Below are 16,215 nucleotides of genomic sequence, written 5' to 3'. Positions count from 1 at the left end.
GTATCTTGGGGAAAATATTGCGCGTATCATGCAAGTAAAAGCATAGAGAAAATCATTTATTGGATGCTAAACAAAAAGCGTTACAATCGTAATGATAAATGCATCATAACCTTTAGCTGCATCTTCCTTGATATTCTCAATGGCATTGTTGTTATTCTTCTGGATTTCGTTTTTATCCGTCAGTCTATCAAAGCCATCCCAACGAGTGTGCATGTCTGGTCTAAACCCTGGATTGAGCCAATGGCCCCCCTCAATCATGCCAATAGAAAGATTTCTCTTCGTCGCTTCCTCGCATACTTCGATGGCCGCTGTTGGCGATAACTTCATTACAGCATTACCACCAAGTTCAAAGAAGAATTTTCCTTCTTTAAAAAAACCCTTTTTATTTTTCCTCATTTTTTTTCTCCCACGCAATACGCGAATCATCAACCCAATCTTTATCAGTCTTATCACTAACTTGAACTACTTCCCCAGTACGATCATTGACTATTACATGTTTGCCAGGTCCACCATAAACCGTTGCCGGATCATTTCGCCCCAAAAAATCAGGCGGCGTCTTTTCAGGGCTTCGTTTATCTTCAGAACGCCCCTTGGCTCCCTTAGCGACGATATCTTTAACATCTGCTTCGGTCCACCCACGAACACCCATTTGCCCTTTAATCTTATCATCAAACTTCAACTCAGGGGTTTTGGTTTGCGCCTCTTTTTGCTTATTCTCTAGGTCTTTTTCTTGCTGTTCAGCAAGAATATTATTTTCTGTCAACTGCTGAGACACTTTAGCCAGATCTGCCTGCGCTTGCGCGAGCATCACTCTGTCTCGTTCTAGTGCATTATTTAGGTTCGTATATCTGTAATAGCGACGATACATTTCCTCTCTGAGTGATAGGTATATATAGTAGCCAGGCCCAGATTGCATATTAGAATCCAAAAGCCCCTTGCGTGGATTATAAAAATCCTCATGGAATTTTTTCGCCGTACTCGTTTGTTCTTCAAGAAAAGGAATTGCCTCTGTCTTCACATCGATTGTGGCAATAGCAATCTCTTTTGCTTGTTCGGTTATTGCGATAGTTCTACGAGTTTCGCTTAATGCACGTTCTGCAACAATTTCAGGATGTTTTTTCAGCCATTCCTGTTCTCGTTTTTGTGCTTCCTCAATCTGCTGTTTTTCCTGCTCATTGGTCAATTTCTTTGAAACTGATACATAGACGGGTTCACGGCCGCCGCCAAAATCAACAAAGGCATGATGCGTATCCGATGAAGGCGTTGCAAGGAATGCTGAAAGATCGGGTTTTTCATTAACCTTGGGCGGGTTTTTCACCACAGCAGGCCGGGTCATATCAATCTTGACCTGGAGTGCCGGTTTTCCCGGGATAACATTGACTGAATAGATGCCCGGTACTTTTGTTTCTTTCGCTTTCACAACAGGAATAGTCGTCGTTACCCTCGGTTGTATAAGCGCAAGCTGGGTAACGTTTCGCTCAACGTTGACGACTGACTCAGCTAAAAGACCTACTGCCGCTGTTGGCGCTTTCCCAATCTCACTGACGGGAATATCACTCACAATCCCTGCTGGCATAGCCGTGACATTATACCCTTGCTCTAACAAACCTTGCCTTGCCACCTGGTTCATCAGGTTTTGCTGAATTTTTCCATAGGTAGGATCAAGGCTATCTGGGGCGATACTGGATGGGAACAGAGCTCCCGCAGTGAAACCAACCAAACGTCCTGCAACAGGCAGTGCGTCTGCGAGTAATCCCGCAACTTTCCCCAACCCAGCATCGATAACGCTGAGATTTAACGTAAATCCCCACGTTCCTGCGACAGGGTAAACCGGCATGGGGAGAGCAATCGCCAAATAGGGGCTAACCGTAGCTTGCTTCTCAGGGTTCTTACCAAAGTCAGTTTTCGCAGTCTTACCACCATTCCCCTTACTCCCTCCATCGCCTCCCCCCTTCCCTCGATCATTAACGGGCGAACTCCAACCACCACCGCCACTGACTGTCATCGTATCTCCGCCATTCGGAGCACATAAATTATATTTAGTCATCGATAATATCCCTCTCACAAATACTGTATGGATATACAGCATCATTCCAATGCTATTCAACTCTTATCGCAAAGCAAATTAAAAAAAACTAAAGAGGCGTTTTTATGTATTAATGGGAATTAAGTTTTAAAAAAAATAAGATTACAGCTATTCAAGTAAATACATCAAAGTTAATAGAACACGCCTATCCAGCTTTCAATTTCATGCTTCGAGGAAATATACAATCCACTCAAATACCATTTCACGAAGCTGCCCCTCCATTGGATTGCATTTGTTTTTTCTGCCCTGCCGCCTGGTCGGTCTGCGATTTCACACCCAGCAGATCAACAAAGGTCTGATAATGCTGCGATGACAACATGGCGTAATTGCCGTTTTCACTGTCCTTACCGAAAGCGCGGAACAGAATCCACTCCAGCACCGGGTTGATATAAAGCGCATCCAAAGGGAATGAACGGTTAACCCCTGGCTTCAGGTCATTGATGGTGGCTGTATCAGGTAGACGCGATACGCTAATCTCCAACGAAGTGCCGAACACTGCGCCAGGGAAAAGGTGAAAAATACGGGGTGTTTGCTCATCGTAAATGTAACGCTCAACCGGCCCCGTCAGCGTATGCCAATCAGGAAATTGATAGTCGAGTACCTCGCGCGAGACCGGCTGAATGGCGCGGCCATCGACAACGCGGTTCACATCCAGTAAACGCAGTGCGCCTTCTGGCAGACTTTGCCGCGTTCCCGCTACGCAATCGAACGTCTCAATCGTTGCCCCGGCATCAGGACGAATTATGATGATGGCATTGAGCGCGCTGTTGAAGTAATCCAGCAGTTCTGACTTGGACCAACGTAGCCAATGCGTATCGACCAGTTGGGCATTGGCAAGGCCAATAACATCGTTAATTGTGGTCATCAGTAGAATTCGTGTCGGCGTACCGGGTTTTGAAATCCGGTAATGGGAGAGTTATCGAGCGCATCGCGGTAAGCCCGGCGATAACCCTCAGTGAATAGCGCGCGGAAATACACTGCACGTTGCGGATCGCTCCACGACTTACCCGGCATCAGGTATAAATCTTCCAACGCACCGGCGGCAATCACATCGGTATAGTCATCGGCCAGTGCATCGGGCAACGTTTCGGCATCACGCCGTGGTTCCAGCGCGAATAAAACAGTGACGTGCGCGTATTCCCGGGTAAACGCCAGATGGTTGGCAGAGATCACAGTGAAATCAACACCGGCGGTCAGATGGCGCACATCATCGGGATTGCTGATATCCGTCACCCGCAATCGCTTGACGCATTTCACCAGCAGGCTTTCTGTCAGCGCATGCGTCGCGCCCGGCACCACATCCGTTAGCGCAAGTGTATCGCGGCATAGCAACGATTCACGGCAGAAGGTAATCGCCGCCTCGCGCACCGATTGTCGCATCATGATATCGAGCGGGCCGGTGATATGTTTGCGGATCCCGGGGAGAAAAGCGTCAAGCGCGACCATTAGACGACAGCCTCACCATTGATAGCGGAACGAACGCGAGCACGGAAATCATCAACCTTTTCCTGTGCGCCTTTTTTTAGATCCAGATCTTCCGCTTCCACCAGCGTTAACAGTTGTGCCGAAGTCAGTTTTGCCAGATCGACATCATCATTACCGACCTTTACTACCCAGCTATTGGCGGCGTCTGCTGCTAACTGATTTGCCAATGCATCTTGTGCAAGCTGCGCTTTCACTGCATCAGCCTCTGCGTTTTGTTGTAACACGGCCTCCGCTTGCTCTGTTCGCACCCACACCGTCGGGAAAGCCAGCAACTGATGCGCCATTGCGCTATCGACATCAACGGGAACAAGACGGGGAAAGACAATGCGACTGCCCGTGATGGTGTCGCGCTTTTTGTCCTTGTCGCCGATATACACAATCGAAATAGATTCAGCCATAGACATAGCTCCTGATAAACGAAACCCGCCATTACGGCGGGTAACATTGAGTTAATCGCGCGGGGTTAGTAGCCCACCGCCGTGTATTTAAACAGTACGATAAGGCTGCCCGTGGCGGCACCACCAGCAATAGTGGCGGTGATCTTCTCGCCATCTGCTACCGTGCTGTACGGTACGACAGGGACAGATTTTGCCACGGCCGCAGCGTGGCTCGCCGCCGCAACCAGCGATTGATCACCGCTGTTGATCGCCACAGTGACATCTACGCCCAGCGCATCACTAATCACATCGACACCGTGGATGCGCATGCCGATCGGCATATCGAGCAGTTCGACCACATCCCCCACCTCTGCTGCATTAAGCGTTACGCGGCTTTCCGCAATGGACAGATTGCCCTGCGGCCCCTGATAAACGGCGTCACGCATGGACGGTGCCTGAATCGTTGCCATATAGACGTTCTCCTGAAATGAAAAAAGCAGGCCGTAGCCTGCTGATGGAAGGGAATTAGCGACCGGTTGAGATCGCCGAGTCAACCACGATCACACCGTGGTCGTTGACACGGCCGTCCTTCTGTTGGAAGCGAATCTTCTTGAGACCGTTGATCCAGCGAATAGACACTTCGGTGCTGTTACCGTGGTCTACCTTCTCCTCGCGGTATCCGAAGTGACCGCCGCCATCACCCGTGCCATAGGCATTCGCCAACGCCTGGCCCCCAAGCAGTAGCGCCCGGTCGATGGTAGTTTGCGCTTCCTTCAACGCTATAGACGCCACCAGGTCGTTACTGGATACAGCAACCTGAGAGCCGGTATTGAAGCGGATCGGCATGCCGGTGTACTTGCGCACCAGGATGTTACGCCACATGGCGCACTCACCTTTGAACAGCGGATGGTCAAAGCCCTTGGAGCGCTGAATGGCGCGCGACAGCATCGCTTGCCAGTCCTTGCCAGAGGTTGAGGTGTACCAGTCATTCCACTGGCGCGGCGTGACATTCAACACGTAGTACGGGTCTTCGTTCGCCATCTCGTCTTTCGACATTTTGATCGGCTGAATGGGATGTGCCATTTCATCGATATACAGCGACAGGTTATCCACCACGCCCAGCGTGAACAGGTCGGCCGCATCCAGCCCTTCAAAGCTGGTTGCATCACCGGCATAGAAATGGCGGTCGTAGGTCGGCGGCAGCACATCGTTGATCATGATTTTGCCGAACTCACCGTGACTCGCCAGCGGCAGAATGGTGTCATCGGCGATGAAATCACCACGCGCCCCCGCCAGGTGAACGGTTGCACACTGGTCTTGCAGGTCGTTGAAGTAAGTGCCTAGCAGCGTGCGCGCCGTTTTATTCAGGTTGTGCTTGAAACGCTGCTCGCTCATCTTGCCGCCAGCGTCCACCAGATGGCGGCCTTGGTTGATTCTGAGCGAGAAGTCGGCAAACGCCAGGTTCTCACCACGCCCCGCCAAATTCTCATCGCCCATGGTCGGACGCTTAGACAGTTTGTGGACGATCTGCATATCCACTTCGTCACCTTTCTGTTTTTGCAGATCGGTAATACGTACCACCGGCGCGGTGTAAAGAGTTTGCTTCACACCTTTTTGATCCGGCGTGACGGCCTTGGGTGCCTCCTGCTGCTCGGTCAGAATGTTGACGAATGAACGGTTGCGGTTGGCTGCGGTAAACAGCGCAACCTGCATCAGCTTATTCGCCTGGGCCGCGGTAATCGTTGTCATGTTGACTCCCTAAAAATGAAAAACCCGCACAATGGCGGGTTGGATAGTTGAAGTTTAGGCTCAGATGGCCTGTTCCAGCAGCGCATCAATCTGCGCGTCCGTCATCCCGGAGAACAGCGATTGCAGTTGTTCCGGGCTGGCGTTGGCGGCCTGTTCAAGCAGCGATGCTGATTGCGTTGGCGTCTGGCCGACATCTGAAGGTGATGCAGGTAACTGTGTTGCAGCGGAGGCTTGCGCCACAACCGCTGCGGCTTTTTGCTGAATAGCATCGGTGGATGGTTGCTGTGCCGCTGGAGTCGGTGCTGGCTGCTGAGGTGCACGCTCATCAGCTTCACCATAAGCGGCGCGGGTACGTTTCACCACTTCACCGAAGCGCTCAGTTAATGATTTATCTTTCCATACAGGGTCATTTTTCAGTGCTTCGTCGATATGCACCGCCAGCGTGAAGCGGTCCGGATCTTGGCTTTGCCAGGCTTTCAGGTCGGGAGTGGCATCCAACGCGGTCATTGCTGGATTTTCCTCGACCTGCGGTGCTGGCGCGGCCACCGGCTGTGCTGATTGCAGGTGATCGACCTTCTGCGATAACACATCAATGACGCTCGCCACTTCGGGGAAACTATCGCGCAACGCGGCAATTTGCTCCGGCGTGATCTGCGCTTTTTCCGGTAACTGTGCGGGTTGTAAACCTGCCAGGTTGATCTGACGCGTGAACACCTCAAGCTGGCGTTTGGTTTCAGCCAGTTCGGCCACTGTGCGTTGATTGGCATCCGACAAGCGGCGCTTCTCGGCACGTTCTGCTTCCAACACGTCATACGGAATAACGTGTTTGCCGTCGCGACTGAGAATGCTTTTGGCCGGCTCAGTTTGCAACGCATCAAGTGCAGGGTTGGGCTCGGTAGACTGCTGTTGATCCACAACCACGTCCGGCGTCGGCGTGAGATTGCTGCTATCGCCCGTATTTTGTTGTGTCGTTGCGACTGCCGATACCGGCGGTACATCGACAGATAACGATGCATCACCCGTTGCTGCCTGCCCTTCGATATCAATATCACCGATGCGCTCTAACATCGCTTCCAGCTCTTCCGCTGTTTCGTTACCGGTTAAATTCAATTCCACTGTTGACTCCTGCATGTCTATTTGTCGGATAGGTCCGAAGAGTGTTAAGGCGTATCGCTGCCCATGCGAATAAGCGCTCTGTGACCAAAACGCTTAGCGGCACAAACAAAAACGCCCACCAATAGTGGCGGGCGCTGAACTTGTGGTATAAAAAAACCGGAGCAGCTTTTTTAAGGCATACTCCGGTATCTTTGGGGAATGTAGCGCGAATACTTGCACAACTCAATAATTTTTCAGGACTCACCATGAATTTGTTAAACTCAACGATTATATTTATTACGTTCCTATTGAAACCCCGAGAACGGGTAATGTCTGCAGCAATCTTTATATGCGGAATATATGCCACATTTGGTAATGAATTGTTTGGTGTAATGACGAACGTAGAAACTGTGAGATTCCTTTTTTCTGGTTATGCTTCTGAAAAGCAAATTTTAGGGATTTCAGTTTTAACAATTATATTTGGGGTGGTTAAAATTTTATTTGCCTGGGCAGCAGGTATGTTGCTCATTTATCGATACAAACGATTTGGGACTATGCCTTTTCCTTCTAAATCTGAAAAAAGATAGATTTATAGCGTAATAGCATCAATCTCTCCCTGTATTGTCTGCATCATCTGCCCACGTAACGCATCTACTTCTCGGGTCGTGTTCTCCATATCCTGAAGAATACGGCCAGTTTCGGCTTGAGTCTTGGCATCGTCAAAGCGTTGGCTGTTTGCCAGCACCTGTTCTCGCTGTGCCGCGGCTCCGATCCGCTTAGCTTCCGCCTCCAGCTTCGCCACTTTGCCCGCAATCTCGCGCATCGCCAATTCCTGCTGCTGGGCTTGCATCTGCTGTTGCTGCTGGGCAGCCTGCTGCTCTTCCGGCGTCATTTCATCCGGCGCTTTTGGCGTACCCAACGCGCTACGGATGCGTTCAATAAATTCCGCCTTACGCGGCACGTCCAGCAGTTCCACCCACATATCCAGCACCGTTGCCTGTACCTGTGGCGGCAGCCCGGCGATCACCTGCGACATACGTTCTGCCAGTTGCGATTTGTAGGCCGGCGTCTGTTGAATCGGTGCCAGCGCAATATGCGCACGCAAGCGGGAGACATCATTGGTCATGCCACCTTCCGACTCCTGGTTGATGGTGACCTGTTTGCGGCGGCGCGGATCGTCACGGTTCACCACGATGCTGTAATTACGGCGACGGGTTAAATCCTCCAGCAGATACGACAGCAATAACTGGCCCACCTGCTGGCAGGCAAACTGGTAGTTGTCGTTGATCTCCGCCAGCGTGGTCGCCCCCTGCTCTACTAGATTGCTGATCGCCACGCCAGAGGCCGCGTTGGACTCCTGCCCAAGAAACGCCGAATAGACGCCCATGCCGTCCTGAATCAGCTTCATGCTTTCCTGCATCACCTGGAATTGCTGCTGCGCGACCTGAAAATCCTGCTGGATATTGAGTGCATCAGATGCCGTGGTTTTATTCTGCCGCGTAGGGTTAAGGTTAATCACGCCGTCCGGGCGTTCCGCTTCCTCCACCAACTGTTTATCCGACATATTGGTCGCGTCTTCATCTTTGATGATGCGCTTGGCCTGTAACAACCAGGTCAGTTTGATACGGCGGAAATTCACTTCATCCTGCGCGGGGATGGCACGACAGGCCAGCCCATAGGGCGCTCCGGATTTATCTTTGCGATATCCCCAGAATGGCACCAGCGGAAACATGCCCTGCGGCGCGGTGCAGGGACGGTCACCGAGAAAATGGGGCCCGACAAACCACGCTTCACGTATCCGGCTCACGCGCGACATCACCACGGTTACTCGCCCGGCCGCCAGCGCCACGGCGTGCATCACATTGTTTTTGTCGTACTGGATAACGCGACCGTTCGCCAACTCCAGCACAGGCACACGCTGATAAGTGCGGTAATAGACCACCTGAAGCATTACGCGCTTACGGTTGGCCGATACCCATTCCATTTCTTTTCGGCTCCATTGCTGGTATTCCTCATAGGCGCTGATCAGTGCCGACTCTTCGCCCTCGGCAATGTCCGTATCCACAAAGCCGCGCCACTCGTTGATCGAGTAATCGATCACCTCTGCCATATTGGGAAAGGTGGCTTTCACTTCGTCCACATCCAGCCAGCGCTTGCGCATCAGCCAGCGGCAATCACTCAAATCGGCTTCACGGCTGTGCCAGTCCCAAAACACTTCATTGCGATGTACCGTGCCGACTTTATAGCGTGAACCAAACAGATCACCGTTGCGACGCACCTCTACCCATCCCAGCCCCGCTTTAATCTGATCGGCATAGGCATCGGAACGTGCTTTTCCCATGCTTGCCAGGCGACATACATCGGAAAACTCGGCATTCACCGCGTCGGCCAATTGCTCCATTTCTTCGTCCGGATCGTCTGCAATCACCATCAGATCGGTGCGCGTCTTGGCCTCCATGCCGAGCACACCATCAATCGTTGGCGCAATCAGGTTGTGCATGGTCAGCGGCTGCCCGCGCTCACGCAGCTTTGCTACCAATTCAGGTTCAAGCTGGTCGCCATCGTAATACGCACAGGATTTATTCGCCGTGGTGCGCCAGTCCGGTTGGGCGTCAATGTCCGATGAGATATCCAGCAGTTGGCGCTGGGTAAAACGATCGCGGTTATCCTGCTGCTGCGGGCGAACCTCAGCATCAATAGCGGCTGTATTCATCAGTGTGACATCCAGTGAGTGGGTTTCGAACGATCAATAGGCTTCAGTTTGGGGCGCGCTGGCATGCGGGCACGCATTTCTTGGGCAATGGCATAGCTCATCACCTGGTCATCAAAGCAGCCGGTTTGTGCACCCATGCTGCCCTTGGCGTCATAGACATAGGTGTTCAATTCGTTGATGGTGCCGATCCAGCGGATGCCGCTGGCCTTTTCACGCAATAGCGTTTTCAGCCCTTCGGTAACAACCGGCTTGCTTTGTTTGGTTGTAAGCCAACCGAGTTTTGGTGTTTCATCATCGTTATCACGATCCAAATACTGTTCGGCATAGATGGCGCGCTGCGGATAAATGTCGCGCAATTTCTGCAACACGGCATGACCGTGGTTGTTTCGCTCTGGCCCGATGTAGGAGATGTTGTACCATTTGCCGACGTGCGCCAGCAGTTGTGCGAACAGTTCCGCATCCAGATGACCGAACCAGTGCGCCACCTGTTCACCAGTAGAACGCTTAATCACATCAAACGATGATCGGTCGCCATTTTCCAACCCTTCGGCGATATCCGCGCCAATGGCGTAATCCTCATCCGCGTCCGGCAGTTCCCACACCAGCAGATGATTCAACAACGTGCGCTGAAGTTCATCTTGACCGCCAGCGCGTAACGCCTGGACTTTCTCACGTTTACCTGTCACCGGATCCATATCGTAAACAATACGCGGCGCACGGCAGCCAGATTCAGCATTCATCACGTTAATAGCTGGAAACACACGACGACCAGAGGTTAGAAATGCTTCCTGCGGCGTAGAAGGAAACTCCTGTTTCATCTCTTCGCCCTGTTCGATCTCTTTGCGGATATACCACTGCTTTTGTTCGTCGCTGAGGGATACCCCGTTAACGGCTTCGACAGAGGCAAAATAGTCCTGATGATACTTGCTGAGTCGCAGACCACCGGCAGGTACGGACGCCACATATTTCGGATCATCGAACCACGGGTAGAAATGGAACTTGTAATCCTGCGGGGTCAACGCAATACCCGACTGCGACAGTTCCAGTGCGCGCGTACTCATGGTGTGGAAATCACCGCCGACACCTTCCGCCGTGGATTCGATAAAGGTGATACATCCATCGTGAATCGCATTGAGTGTGCCGGTGCGCACCTCTTTAGCTTTCGCCGGATACTTTGCACAAATTTTGCCGTGCTCGGAAATATGCAAACGTTGAACGGTGCCAGAACGAAACGACGTAGCCACCTGAATGCTGGAGCCATGGGAAAACAGGATATAGCCGCCGTTGGCGCCGCTGCGACGTTCGGTGACTTTGAATATGCCGCGCAACCAACCCGGCAGGTTATCAAGCGGTACCGCGATTTTGGTACGGAAAATTTCGCCCGCCGCTTGCTTATCCTGCGCAATGATCCCGCACTTGAGGTTGTTATCAAACAACGCCTGGTCAAGTAGATAAATATCGATCGCGGTTGAGAACCCGAGTTGGCGCGCTTTGAGAATGATATTCCGATAATGCATCGCCTTAAACAAACGCAACTGTGCCGGGCGCATGCGGAAGGTTACCAGTTGTCCCTTCTCATTCTCGATTTTGTACAGATTGTTGAGCCGCCACCAAGGATCGGCAAGATGCTCTTTGATAAAGGCAAGTTGCTCCTGTTCTGTCATTTCCTGTTCAATACTCATAGCAAACCATTCTTAACGCTCCCGCGTACTTCACCTACAACGTTAGAAAGCGGCGTTTCCACACCCTGATTTTCAGCGGTGAGTCTCTGCGTTTCGGCCTTCAGCTTGGCAGTGGCCGCGTTAATGCGCAGCGTATCTGCACTCAGACGCGGAACGTTCACCGCATCCAGTTGCAACTTACTTAGGCTGTTTTCGATCGACTCGATGCGCGCAATATTTCGATCAAGCCCCGCTTCGGCCTTGATGAATTTGTCATACAGCTCAATGCGCGCCTCAACCGATTCGGCGTTCTGCAAATCCTCCATGATTTTGTTCAGCGTCTTGGTGACTGACAGCGCGCGGGCGCGGGTGAAAATCAGTTCATCGCGCAGATCGGATTCTCTGGCGGCATCGAACAGTTCATCAGCGTCCAGGTATTTGGCGTAGGCGGAGTGTTTACGCGCATATTGGTTGCCAGCGACAAACGGGCTAACCGGATTGGGATTCCCCGCGTAGCCCTCTTTAAAACGTCCAGAGGAATCACGGCCTTTCAGTTTCGCGTCTTTTTCGGAGGGGGAATTATTGGTGCCACCTGCGTCCGTCGCACCATCATCTTCATTAGCCGTCGCTTTATCGTCTTTTGCGCACTTCTGCGCACTTTTCTCTGATTGCGCATTCTGCGCAGTGTTGCGCACTGGTTTTTGCGCAGATTGCGCAGCACGAGGTTTGATGTAACGACGAGCAGACTGGTAGTTCAACCCATGTTCTTCACACCATTGCTGCGCCGTGATTCCCGTCTCCGCGTTATCTGCCAGAAAGGCAGCCAGCAATGTTTTCCAATCGTGCTTTGCCATAACGTCCTACTGAGTGAGCATTAGCGAGCCACCTCGGGGAAGTGGTTTGGGAATGTCACCTCTCATTACCCCGTTTGGTAGTCAATTCAACCAGCTCAATAAAATCAATACACATGTCCAAGCGGTGACCATGATCATCGACAAAGTTATAACGTTTGAAATATTCCATTATCTCCTCAGTATTTTTGCCAAATACCGGAGGTATAGATAATTGATTCGACAACCTGTTGCATCTTCAAACCTCCAATCTGTTGGATATGATGCCGTCATCCACACCTTGGAAATTGCTTTTCGTAGCGGTGGGATTTATCACTATCTAGGAGTTCCTGATATTGTTTATCAAACGCTTATGAGCGCACCATCAAAAGGCAGATATTTCGATAGAGCAATAAAAAATCGTTACGCGACCCGTAGGATTAGATAGCTGTCCAGCGGGGATCACCGTCCCCGCACTTCTTCTATTCCCTTCAATTTCTTATTAGCCAATTCAAGCGCCGTTAATAAAGGATCAATCCAATACACCACTTGCCCATACGTTAATCGGCAGCCGGCGGCAGTGGTACCAGCACTGGTTGCGTGATTTCCGCTGGTAGCGGGATGCCTTGCGCTGGTATGTAAACGGTGCGCGTACTCGAGCAACCGACCAGCAACATCATCAGGCACGCACTGGCGGCCAGCCGGATCACTCTTGATGATGGTGCGGTAAACAATCTGTTTTTCATCTGACTGCCCTTTAATGTTGATGGCGTACTGGTTGGCCTGCTTGGCGATTTCGTTGTAACGCTGAAATTGCAGTGCCTGACCTGCAATGATCGCCTGCTGCCCTGTGCTGATATCCTCAGACTGCTTCTTATCCCGCGGTGCGACATCCGCATCCCAACGCAATCCCTGTACATACCAGCCAGCACTAAACGCAGCAGCCAACGCACCACCTAATAGCACTACTTTAATTTTCGCGATTAACATGGTTCCTCTATTAATAAGTAAAGGCATTGATAAGATTGAGTAACCCAGATTTCACGTAGCGCTATCGAAACAGCCCATTAATAAATACTCATTTGGATATCTATTTGATACGTAGGCAAAGGCCTCTCTCTTTTTCACGCCGAACAATCAACCCATCAAGAAGTTCATTTCCTGCATAAACCCAACGAGGTAACTGATTACAAGCAGCAATATATGATTCTCTAATCAGCAAACTGTACATCGTAGATTGCAGGAACTTCGAGCAACCAACATTAAACACAAAGCTACCTATGCCATCGAAAACACCTTGCGGCACCTGCTTACCCAATTTGCGTTCAACATTCTGCTCAATACAGTTTTGCGCATCGATCTGGTCTTCTGCGAACCACTGCGCAATCTGCTGATCGCTAGCTCGCGCCACCAGGCCAGTTCCTTTTCCGGTATGGCCGATACCCTGAGTGATAATGTTAGCCGGACAAAGATACGGATCTCGTTGGCAGCCCTCCGCATTCCCCATCACTTCCATAGCATCCTGGCTGAAACGCAAATTGTTTCCTGAAGCCGATTTATAGTGATCGGCATTGCTCAGCACAATGCCAATAATCAGGCTCACGGAACAAATCATGCCCGCGGCAATTTTGCGTTTGCTCATGCTCACTTACCCCGCGCTTCTTTGCGGCGATCTTCCTTGACCTTGAAATATAGATTGGTCAGAAACGTGAGCGCAGCAAATGCCAGGCTTCCAAGCACACCTATTGCGGCCCACTGTTCCGGCGTGTATCCGTTCAGCAGTTGTTCGAACCAAAACACTGCGCTCCCACCCGACGCGGTGTAGGAAACGCCTGTAGTAAAATTTGACATACGCATGACCTCAACTCCGGCACTGCCGTGGCGCTATGTGAGATTTTCGGGAAAAAGAAAAAGCCGCTGGGCGAACCATGCGGCTTGAGGACTGACCAATAAAAAACCGGAGCAGCTTTTTAAGGCATACTCCGGTATCTTTCTGGAATGTAGCGCGTATCAGGGGGTTAGGTCAATTGGGTTTCTTTAACAGCCCGGCTTCTTTTAATGCCAACACGACATCCATTTGACCATTTTGATTTTTCGCAGCACCGGAAAATCCAGTCGTCGCTTTGTGCCATAACTCAGCGTTGGAATAGTGACGACTAGAAGAATCTAATACCACGTTAGCCGCAATGGTTGCGTATTTTTTATTTGGGCTATCTACCGGAACATAACTGCCCTGCGGTATGCCTTTTACAAAACCATCCTGGCACAAGCCAAGAAATGCAGATTTAGGGCATCCCTTTTTTCTACTCTCATGACTACTGGTAAACAGGGTTATTTCTCGGTCCCAACAGTCTTTAGGATCTTGCCCATGAGAATAACGCTGTGCCACTGCGACTGCCGTTTTTCCGTAAACCCCCATATCACGCCTCTATTTCGTTATGAATTTGCTTTCCGAGCATCTGTGATGTGGCTGACTCTTCGATATACAGCCACTGCATACACTGCTTAACCAGCCCCAAATACTGCGGCCATTCACCCGCAGGCATCACAGCCCCTGTGATCGCCAATGATTTGCGCAAATGCTCGAACGTCGCCGTTATGCGCCCACGGTCGCCACATTCATTGCATATCGCTATTGATGGCCGCAGCGTCTTACCCGTTCCGTTACAACGTGGGCATACATTGCTGTGCATCGCGTGCTGCTGTGACCAGGTGCGAAGCGCTGAGCGTTCTGCCTCAATCCGAGCGGCAAGCCCTTCTATCTGCTCACCAACACGCTGATATTCATCATCAGTAACTCGATCCCGACAGCGCAGCCTTTCCAGTTGCTTAATCTCAGCTCTTAACCCGTCGGTATTTTTTCGCGTTTGCCCTGCTTTGGCGCTGTAGCGACGCAAGAGTTTGGCGACATCCTCGATTTGGGCAGGCAGATTACGCTCGAGTACCATCAATAATGCCAGTTGGCACGCCTGCACACTGAGCGGTCTGCTTGATTTGTTCCGTGCCCATATGGCGATAGCGTCCCTAATTCGTTGCTCTGCCTGGACATCATGGCGATATTTCGCCATCAACAAATCAAATCCAACGGCATGCTGGTGCTGCGCCGAGGCAAACGACCCAACGATCTGATCTTTAGAAAGAATACCTTGCCCGCGCCCTACGTTCAGTGATTCAATGCTCATACAGCGCGGATCGTGCATCTTGATAAGTTGTTCTATGGCTATGGTCATTTGGTCAGTCCGGTAAAAATTCACAGGACTGATTTTATGTTTATATTTTTGTATTGCAAATATTCAATATAAAAATTTCATCTTAAGGCACAAGTTATATATTATTTATTTTCACCACCCGTAAACAACATAAAATCTAAGCTTCCATTACTTAAAATTCACGTAACAAAAATCCTAAAAATTAAGTCATGACTCAATTATCTATATTATCTTCACAGAATTATCAGAGTCATCAGAATCATGAACTGCAGCATTGAATTTTATAAAGTCACCAACTTTAACTTTCAATTTTCGATTATTCATAAATTCATCCCATTCTTTAGAAAGATCAAACGGTTTAACCGAAGCATCTTTATTTGTTACAGACTCTATTTCCCTAACTCTACGATCTATGTTCCTCATTGTTTGCAAAATTTCAGATAGCATATCATTTTCTGTTCTTACTGGAGTTGAGCTGGTATTGTCATCCGTAAAAGAAAGTATATCTTGAAATTTACTTTCAAATTGAGGCCAGTAAGTTTCAAAAACACTTTCAATTACTTGGTCTTTCAATCTTAGCTCTCCTAACGACGAATTAACTGTGCTAATTAAGCTATATATACCGTCTTTAGTTGGTAAAGTATGGTTGAACTGTGCTAATGGGTTACCCACATCAGTTGGTTCTAAATCAATTAAAAAAGTGCAAACTCTATTTGATGACAATCCTTTTGCTAAAGCACCAGCTTCAAATAGTATCCATGGTTTTTCTCTATTTTCTTTTGTCAGACAGATCACACCTATTGTCGACGTATGTAATTGAGACGATATTTCTGTGAACCACAATGCTCCGCGATCGATATTTTTACTTGACATCCATGGTTCACATGCTTGAATTACACACTGCACCCATTCATCAAGTAATTCAGCGACTTTACGACTTCTTTCTCCTGACCAACTTAGAAAAAGTTTTACTGACATACAGTTTCCTTATGCTAGTTAAAATCATCAAA

General features: G+C 50.0%; 19 protein-coding genes. 2 read left to right on the top strand and 17 right to left on the bottom strand.

Going from position 1 to position 16,215, the window contains the following annotated elements; translation table 11 throughout:
- Positions 1 to 66: 66 nt before the first annotated feature.
- The 8 genes from J5069_RS02940 to J5069_RS02905 form a co-directional block, all read right to left on the bottom strand.
- Positions 67 to 396 carry a colicin transporter gene (locus J5069_RS02940; RefSeq protein ID WP_264642443.1) on the bottom strand — a complete coding sequence of 110 codons (330 nt, stop codon included), beginning with the start codon at positions 394 to 396 and terminating at the stop codon, positions 67 to 69.
- Positions 383 to 2,047 carry a colicin-like bacteriocin tRNase domain-containing protein gene (locus J5069_RS02935; RefSeq protein WP_264642442.1) on the bottom strand — a complete coding sequence of 555 codons (1,665 nt, stop codon included), beginning with the start codon at positions 2,045 to 2,047 and terminating at the stop codon, positions 383 to 385. Before J5069_RS02935 ends, J5069_RS02940 begins: the two co-directional genes overlap by 14 nt.
- A 241-nt stretch (positions 2,048 to 2,288) precedes the next feature.
- Positions 2,289 to 2,951: a DUF6682 family protein gene (locus J5069_RS02930; protein WP_264642441.1), complete on the bottom strand. Its 663-nt coding sequence runs from the start codon at positions 2,949 to 2,951 to the stop codon at positions 2,289 to 2,291.
- Positions 2,951 to 3,532, bottom strand: a complete 582-nt coding sequence (locus tag J5069_RS02925; protein ID WP_264642440.1) for a hypothetical protein — start codon at positions 3,530 to 3,532, stop codon at positions 2,951 to 2,953. Before J5069_RS02925 ends, J5069_RS02930 begins: the two co-directional genes overlap by 1 nt.
- Positions 3,532 to 3,969: a hypothetical protein gene (locus J5069_RS02920; RefSeq protein ID WP_264642439.1), complete on the bottom strand. Its 438-nt coding sequence runs from the start codon at positions 3,967 to 3,969 to the stop codon at positions 3,532 to 3,534. The genes J5069_RS02925 and J5069_RS02920 overlap by 1 nt, the downstream gene beginning before the upstream one ends.
- A gap of 65 nt (positions 3,970 to 4,034) precedes the next feature.
- Positions 4,035 to 4,418 (bottom strand): hypothetical protein, encoded by a 384-nt coding sequence (locus J5069_RS02915; protein ID WP_264642438.1) that lies wholly within the window; start codon positions 4,416 to 4,418, stop codon positions 4,035 to 4,037.
- Positions 4,419 to 4,473: 55 nt separating this feature from the next.
- Positions 4,474 to 5,697, bottom strand: a complete 1,224-nt coding sequence (locus J5069_RS02910) for a N4-gp56 family major capsid protein (RefSeq protein ID WP_264642436.1) — start codon at positions 5,695 to 5,697, stop codon at positions 4,474 to 4,476.
- 60 nt (positions 5,698 to 5,757) lie between these two features.
- Positions 5,758 to 6,813 carry a hypothetical protein gene (locus J5069_RS02905; protein WP_264642435.1) on the bottom strand — a complete coding sequence of 352 codons (1,056 nt, stop codon included), beginning with the start codon at positions 6,811 to 6,813 and terminating at the stop codon, positions 5,758 to 5,760.
- Between the two features lie 308 nt (positions 6,814 to 7,121).
- Here J5069_RS02905 and J5069_RS02900 point away from each other — a divergent pair, with 308 nt between their 5' ends.
- Positions 7,122 to 7,379, top strand: coding sequence for a hypothetical protein (locus tag J5069_RS02900; RefSeq protein WP_264642434.1), 258 nt, complete (start codon positions 7,122 to 7,124; stop codon positions 7,377 to 7,379).
- Positions 7,380 to 7,381: 2 nt separating this feature from the next.
- Here the strand turns inward: J5069_RS02900 and J5069_RS02895 are convergent, their stop codons facing one another.
- The 3 genes from J5069_RS02895 to J5069_RS02885 are packed head-to-tail and all read right to left on the bottom strand — an operon-like array spanning position 7,382 to position 12,020.
- Complete coding sequence (locus tag J5069_RS02895) at positions 7,382 to 9,505, bottom strand: portal protein (protein ID WP_264642433.1); 2,124 nt, start codon at positions 9,503 to 9,505, stop codon at positions 7,382 to 7,384.
- The gene (locus tag J5069_RS02890; RefSeq protein WP_413542214.1) at positions 9,505 to 11,169 is read right to left on the bottom strand and encodes a terminase; all 1,665 of its coding nucleotides are present in this window, start codon (positions 11,167 to 11,169) and stop codon (positions 9,505 to 9,507) included. Before J5069_RS02890 ends, J5069_RS02895 begins: the two co-directional genes overlap by 1 nt.
- 14 nt (positions 11,170 to 11,183) lie before the next feature.
- Entirely contained in the window at positions 11,184 to 12,020 is an 837-nt protein-coding gene (locus J5069_RS02885; RefSeq protein WP_264642431.1) for a terminase, read from the bottom strand.
- Positions 12,021 to 12,231: 211 nt separating this feature from the next.
- On the opposite strand from J5069_RS02885, the gene J5069_RS02880 reads away from it, so the two are divergent.
- Positions 12,232 to 12,444 (top strand): KTSC domain-containing protein, encoded by a 213-nt coding sequence (locus J5069_RS02880; protein ID WP_264642429.1) that lies wholly within the window; start codon positions 12,232 to 12,234, stop codon positions 12,442 to 12,444.
- Between the two features lie 14 nt (positions 12,445 to 12,458).
- On the opposite strand, the gene J5069_RS02875 is transcribed toward J5069_RS02880, so the two are convergent.
- The 6 genes from J5069_RS02875 to J5069_RS02850 all read right to left on the bottom strand — a co-directional run bounded on the left by J5069_RS02875 (position 12,459) and on the right by J5069_RS02850 (position 16,183).
- Entirely contained in the window at positions 12,459 to 12,986 is a 528-nt protein-coding gene (locus J5069_RS02875; RefSeq protein ID WP_264642428.1) for a hypothetical protein, read from the bottom strand.
- A 100-nt stretch (positions 12,987 to 13,086) separates the two neighbouring features.
- Positions 13,087 to 13,638, bottom strand: coding sequence for a lysozyme (locus J5069_RS02870; protein WP_264642427.1), 552 nt, complete (start codon positions 13,636 to 13,638; stop codon positions 13,087 to 13,089).
- A 2-nt stretch (positions 13,639 to 13,640) separates the two neighbouring features.
- Positions 13,641 to 13,853, bottom strand: coding sequence for a class II holin family protein (locus J5069_RS02865; protein ID WP_264642426.1), 213 nt, complete (start codon positions 13,851 to 13,853; stop codon positions 13,641 to 13,643).
- A gap of 166 nt (positions 13,854 to 14,019) precedes the next feature.
- Positions 14,020 to 14,415: a DUF6979 family protein gene (locus tag J5069_RS02860; protein ID WP_413542195.1), complete on the bottom strand. Its 396-nt coding sequence runs from the start codon at positions 14,413 to 14,415 to the stop codon at positions 14,020 to 14,022.
- Position 14,416: 1 nt separating this feature from the next.
- A complete protein-coding gene (locus J5069_RS02855; protein ID WP_264642424.1) occupies positions 14,417 to 15,226 on the bottom strand; it encodes a TIGR02642 family protein in 810 nt (269 codons plus the stop codon).
- 201 nt (positions 15,227 to 15,427) lie between these two features.
- On the bottom strand, positions 15,428 to 16,183 hold the full coding sequence (locus J5069_RS02850; protein ID WP_264642423.1) for a toll-Interleukin receptor: 756 nt from the start codon (positions 16,181 to 16,183) through the stop codon (positions 15,428 to 15,430).
- Positions 16,184 to 16,215: the final 32 nt, after the last annotated feature.

It is taken from the genome of Candidatus Symbiopectobacterium sp. NZEC127 (assembly GCF_025962675.1).
Classification (GTDB): domain Bacteria; phylum Pseudomonadota; class Gammaproteobacteria; order Enterobacterales; family Enterobacteriaceae; genus Symbiopectobacterium.
The sequence above is the reverse complement of the archived record's forward strand: the minus strand, read 5'-3'. Positions and strand labels throughout refer to the sequence as shown.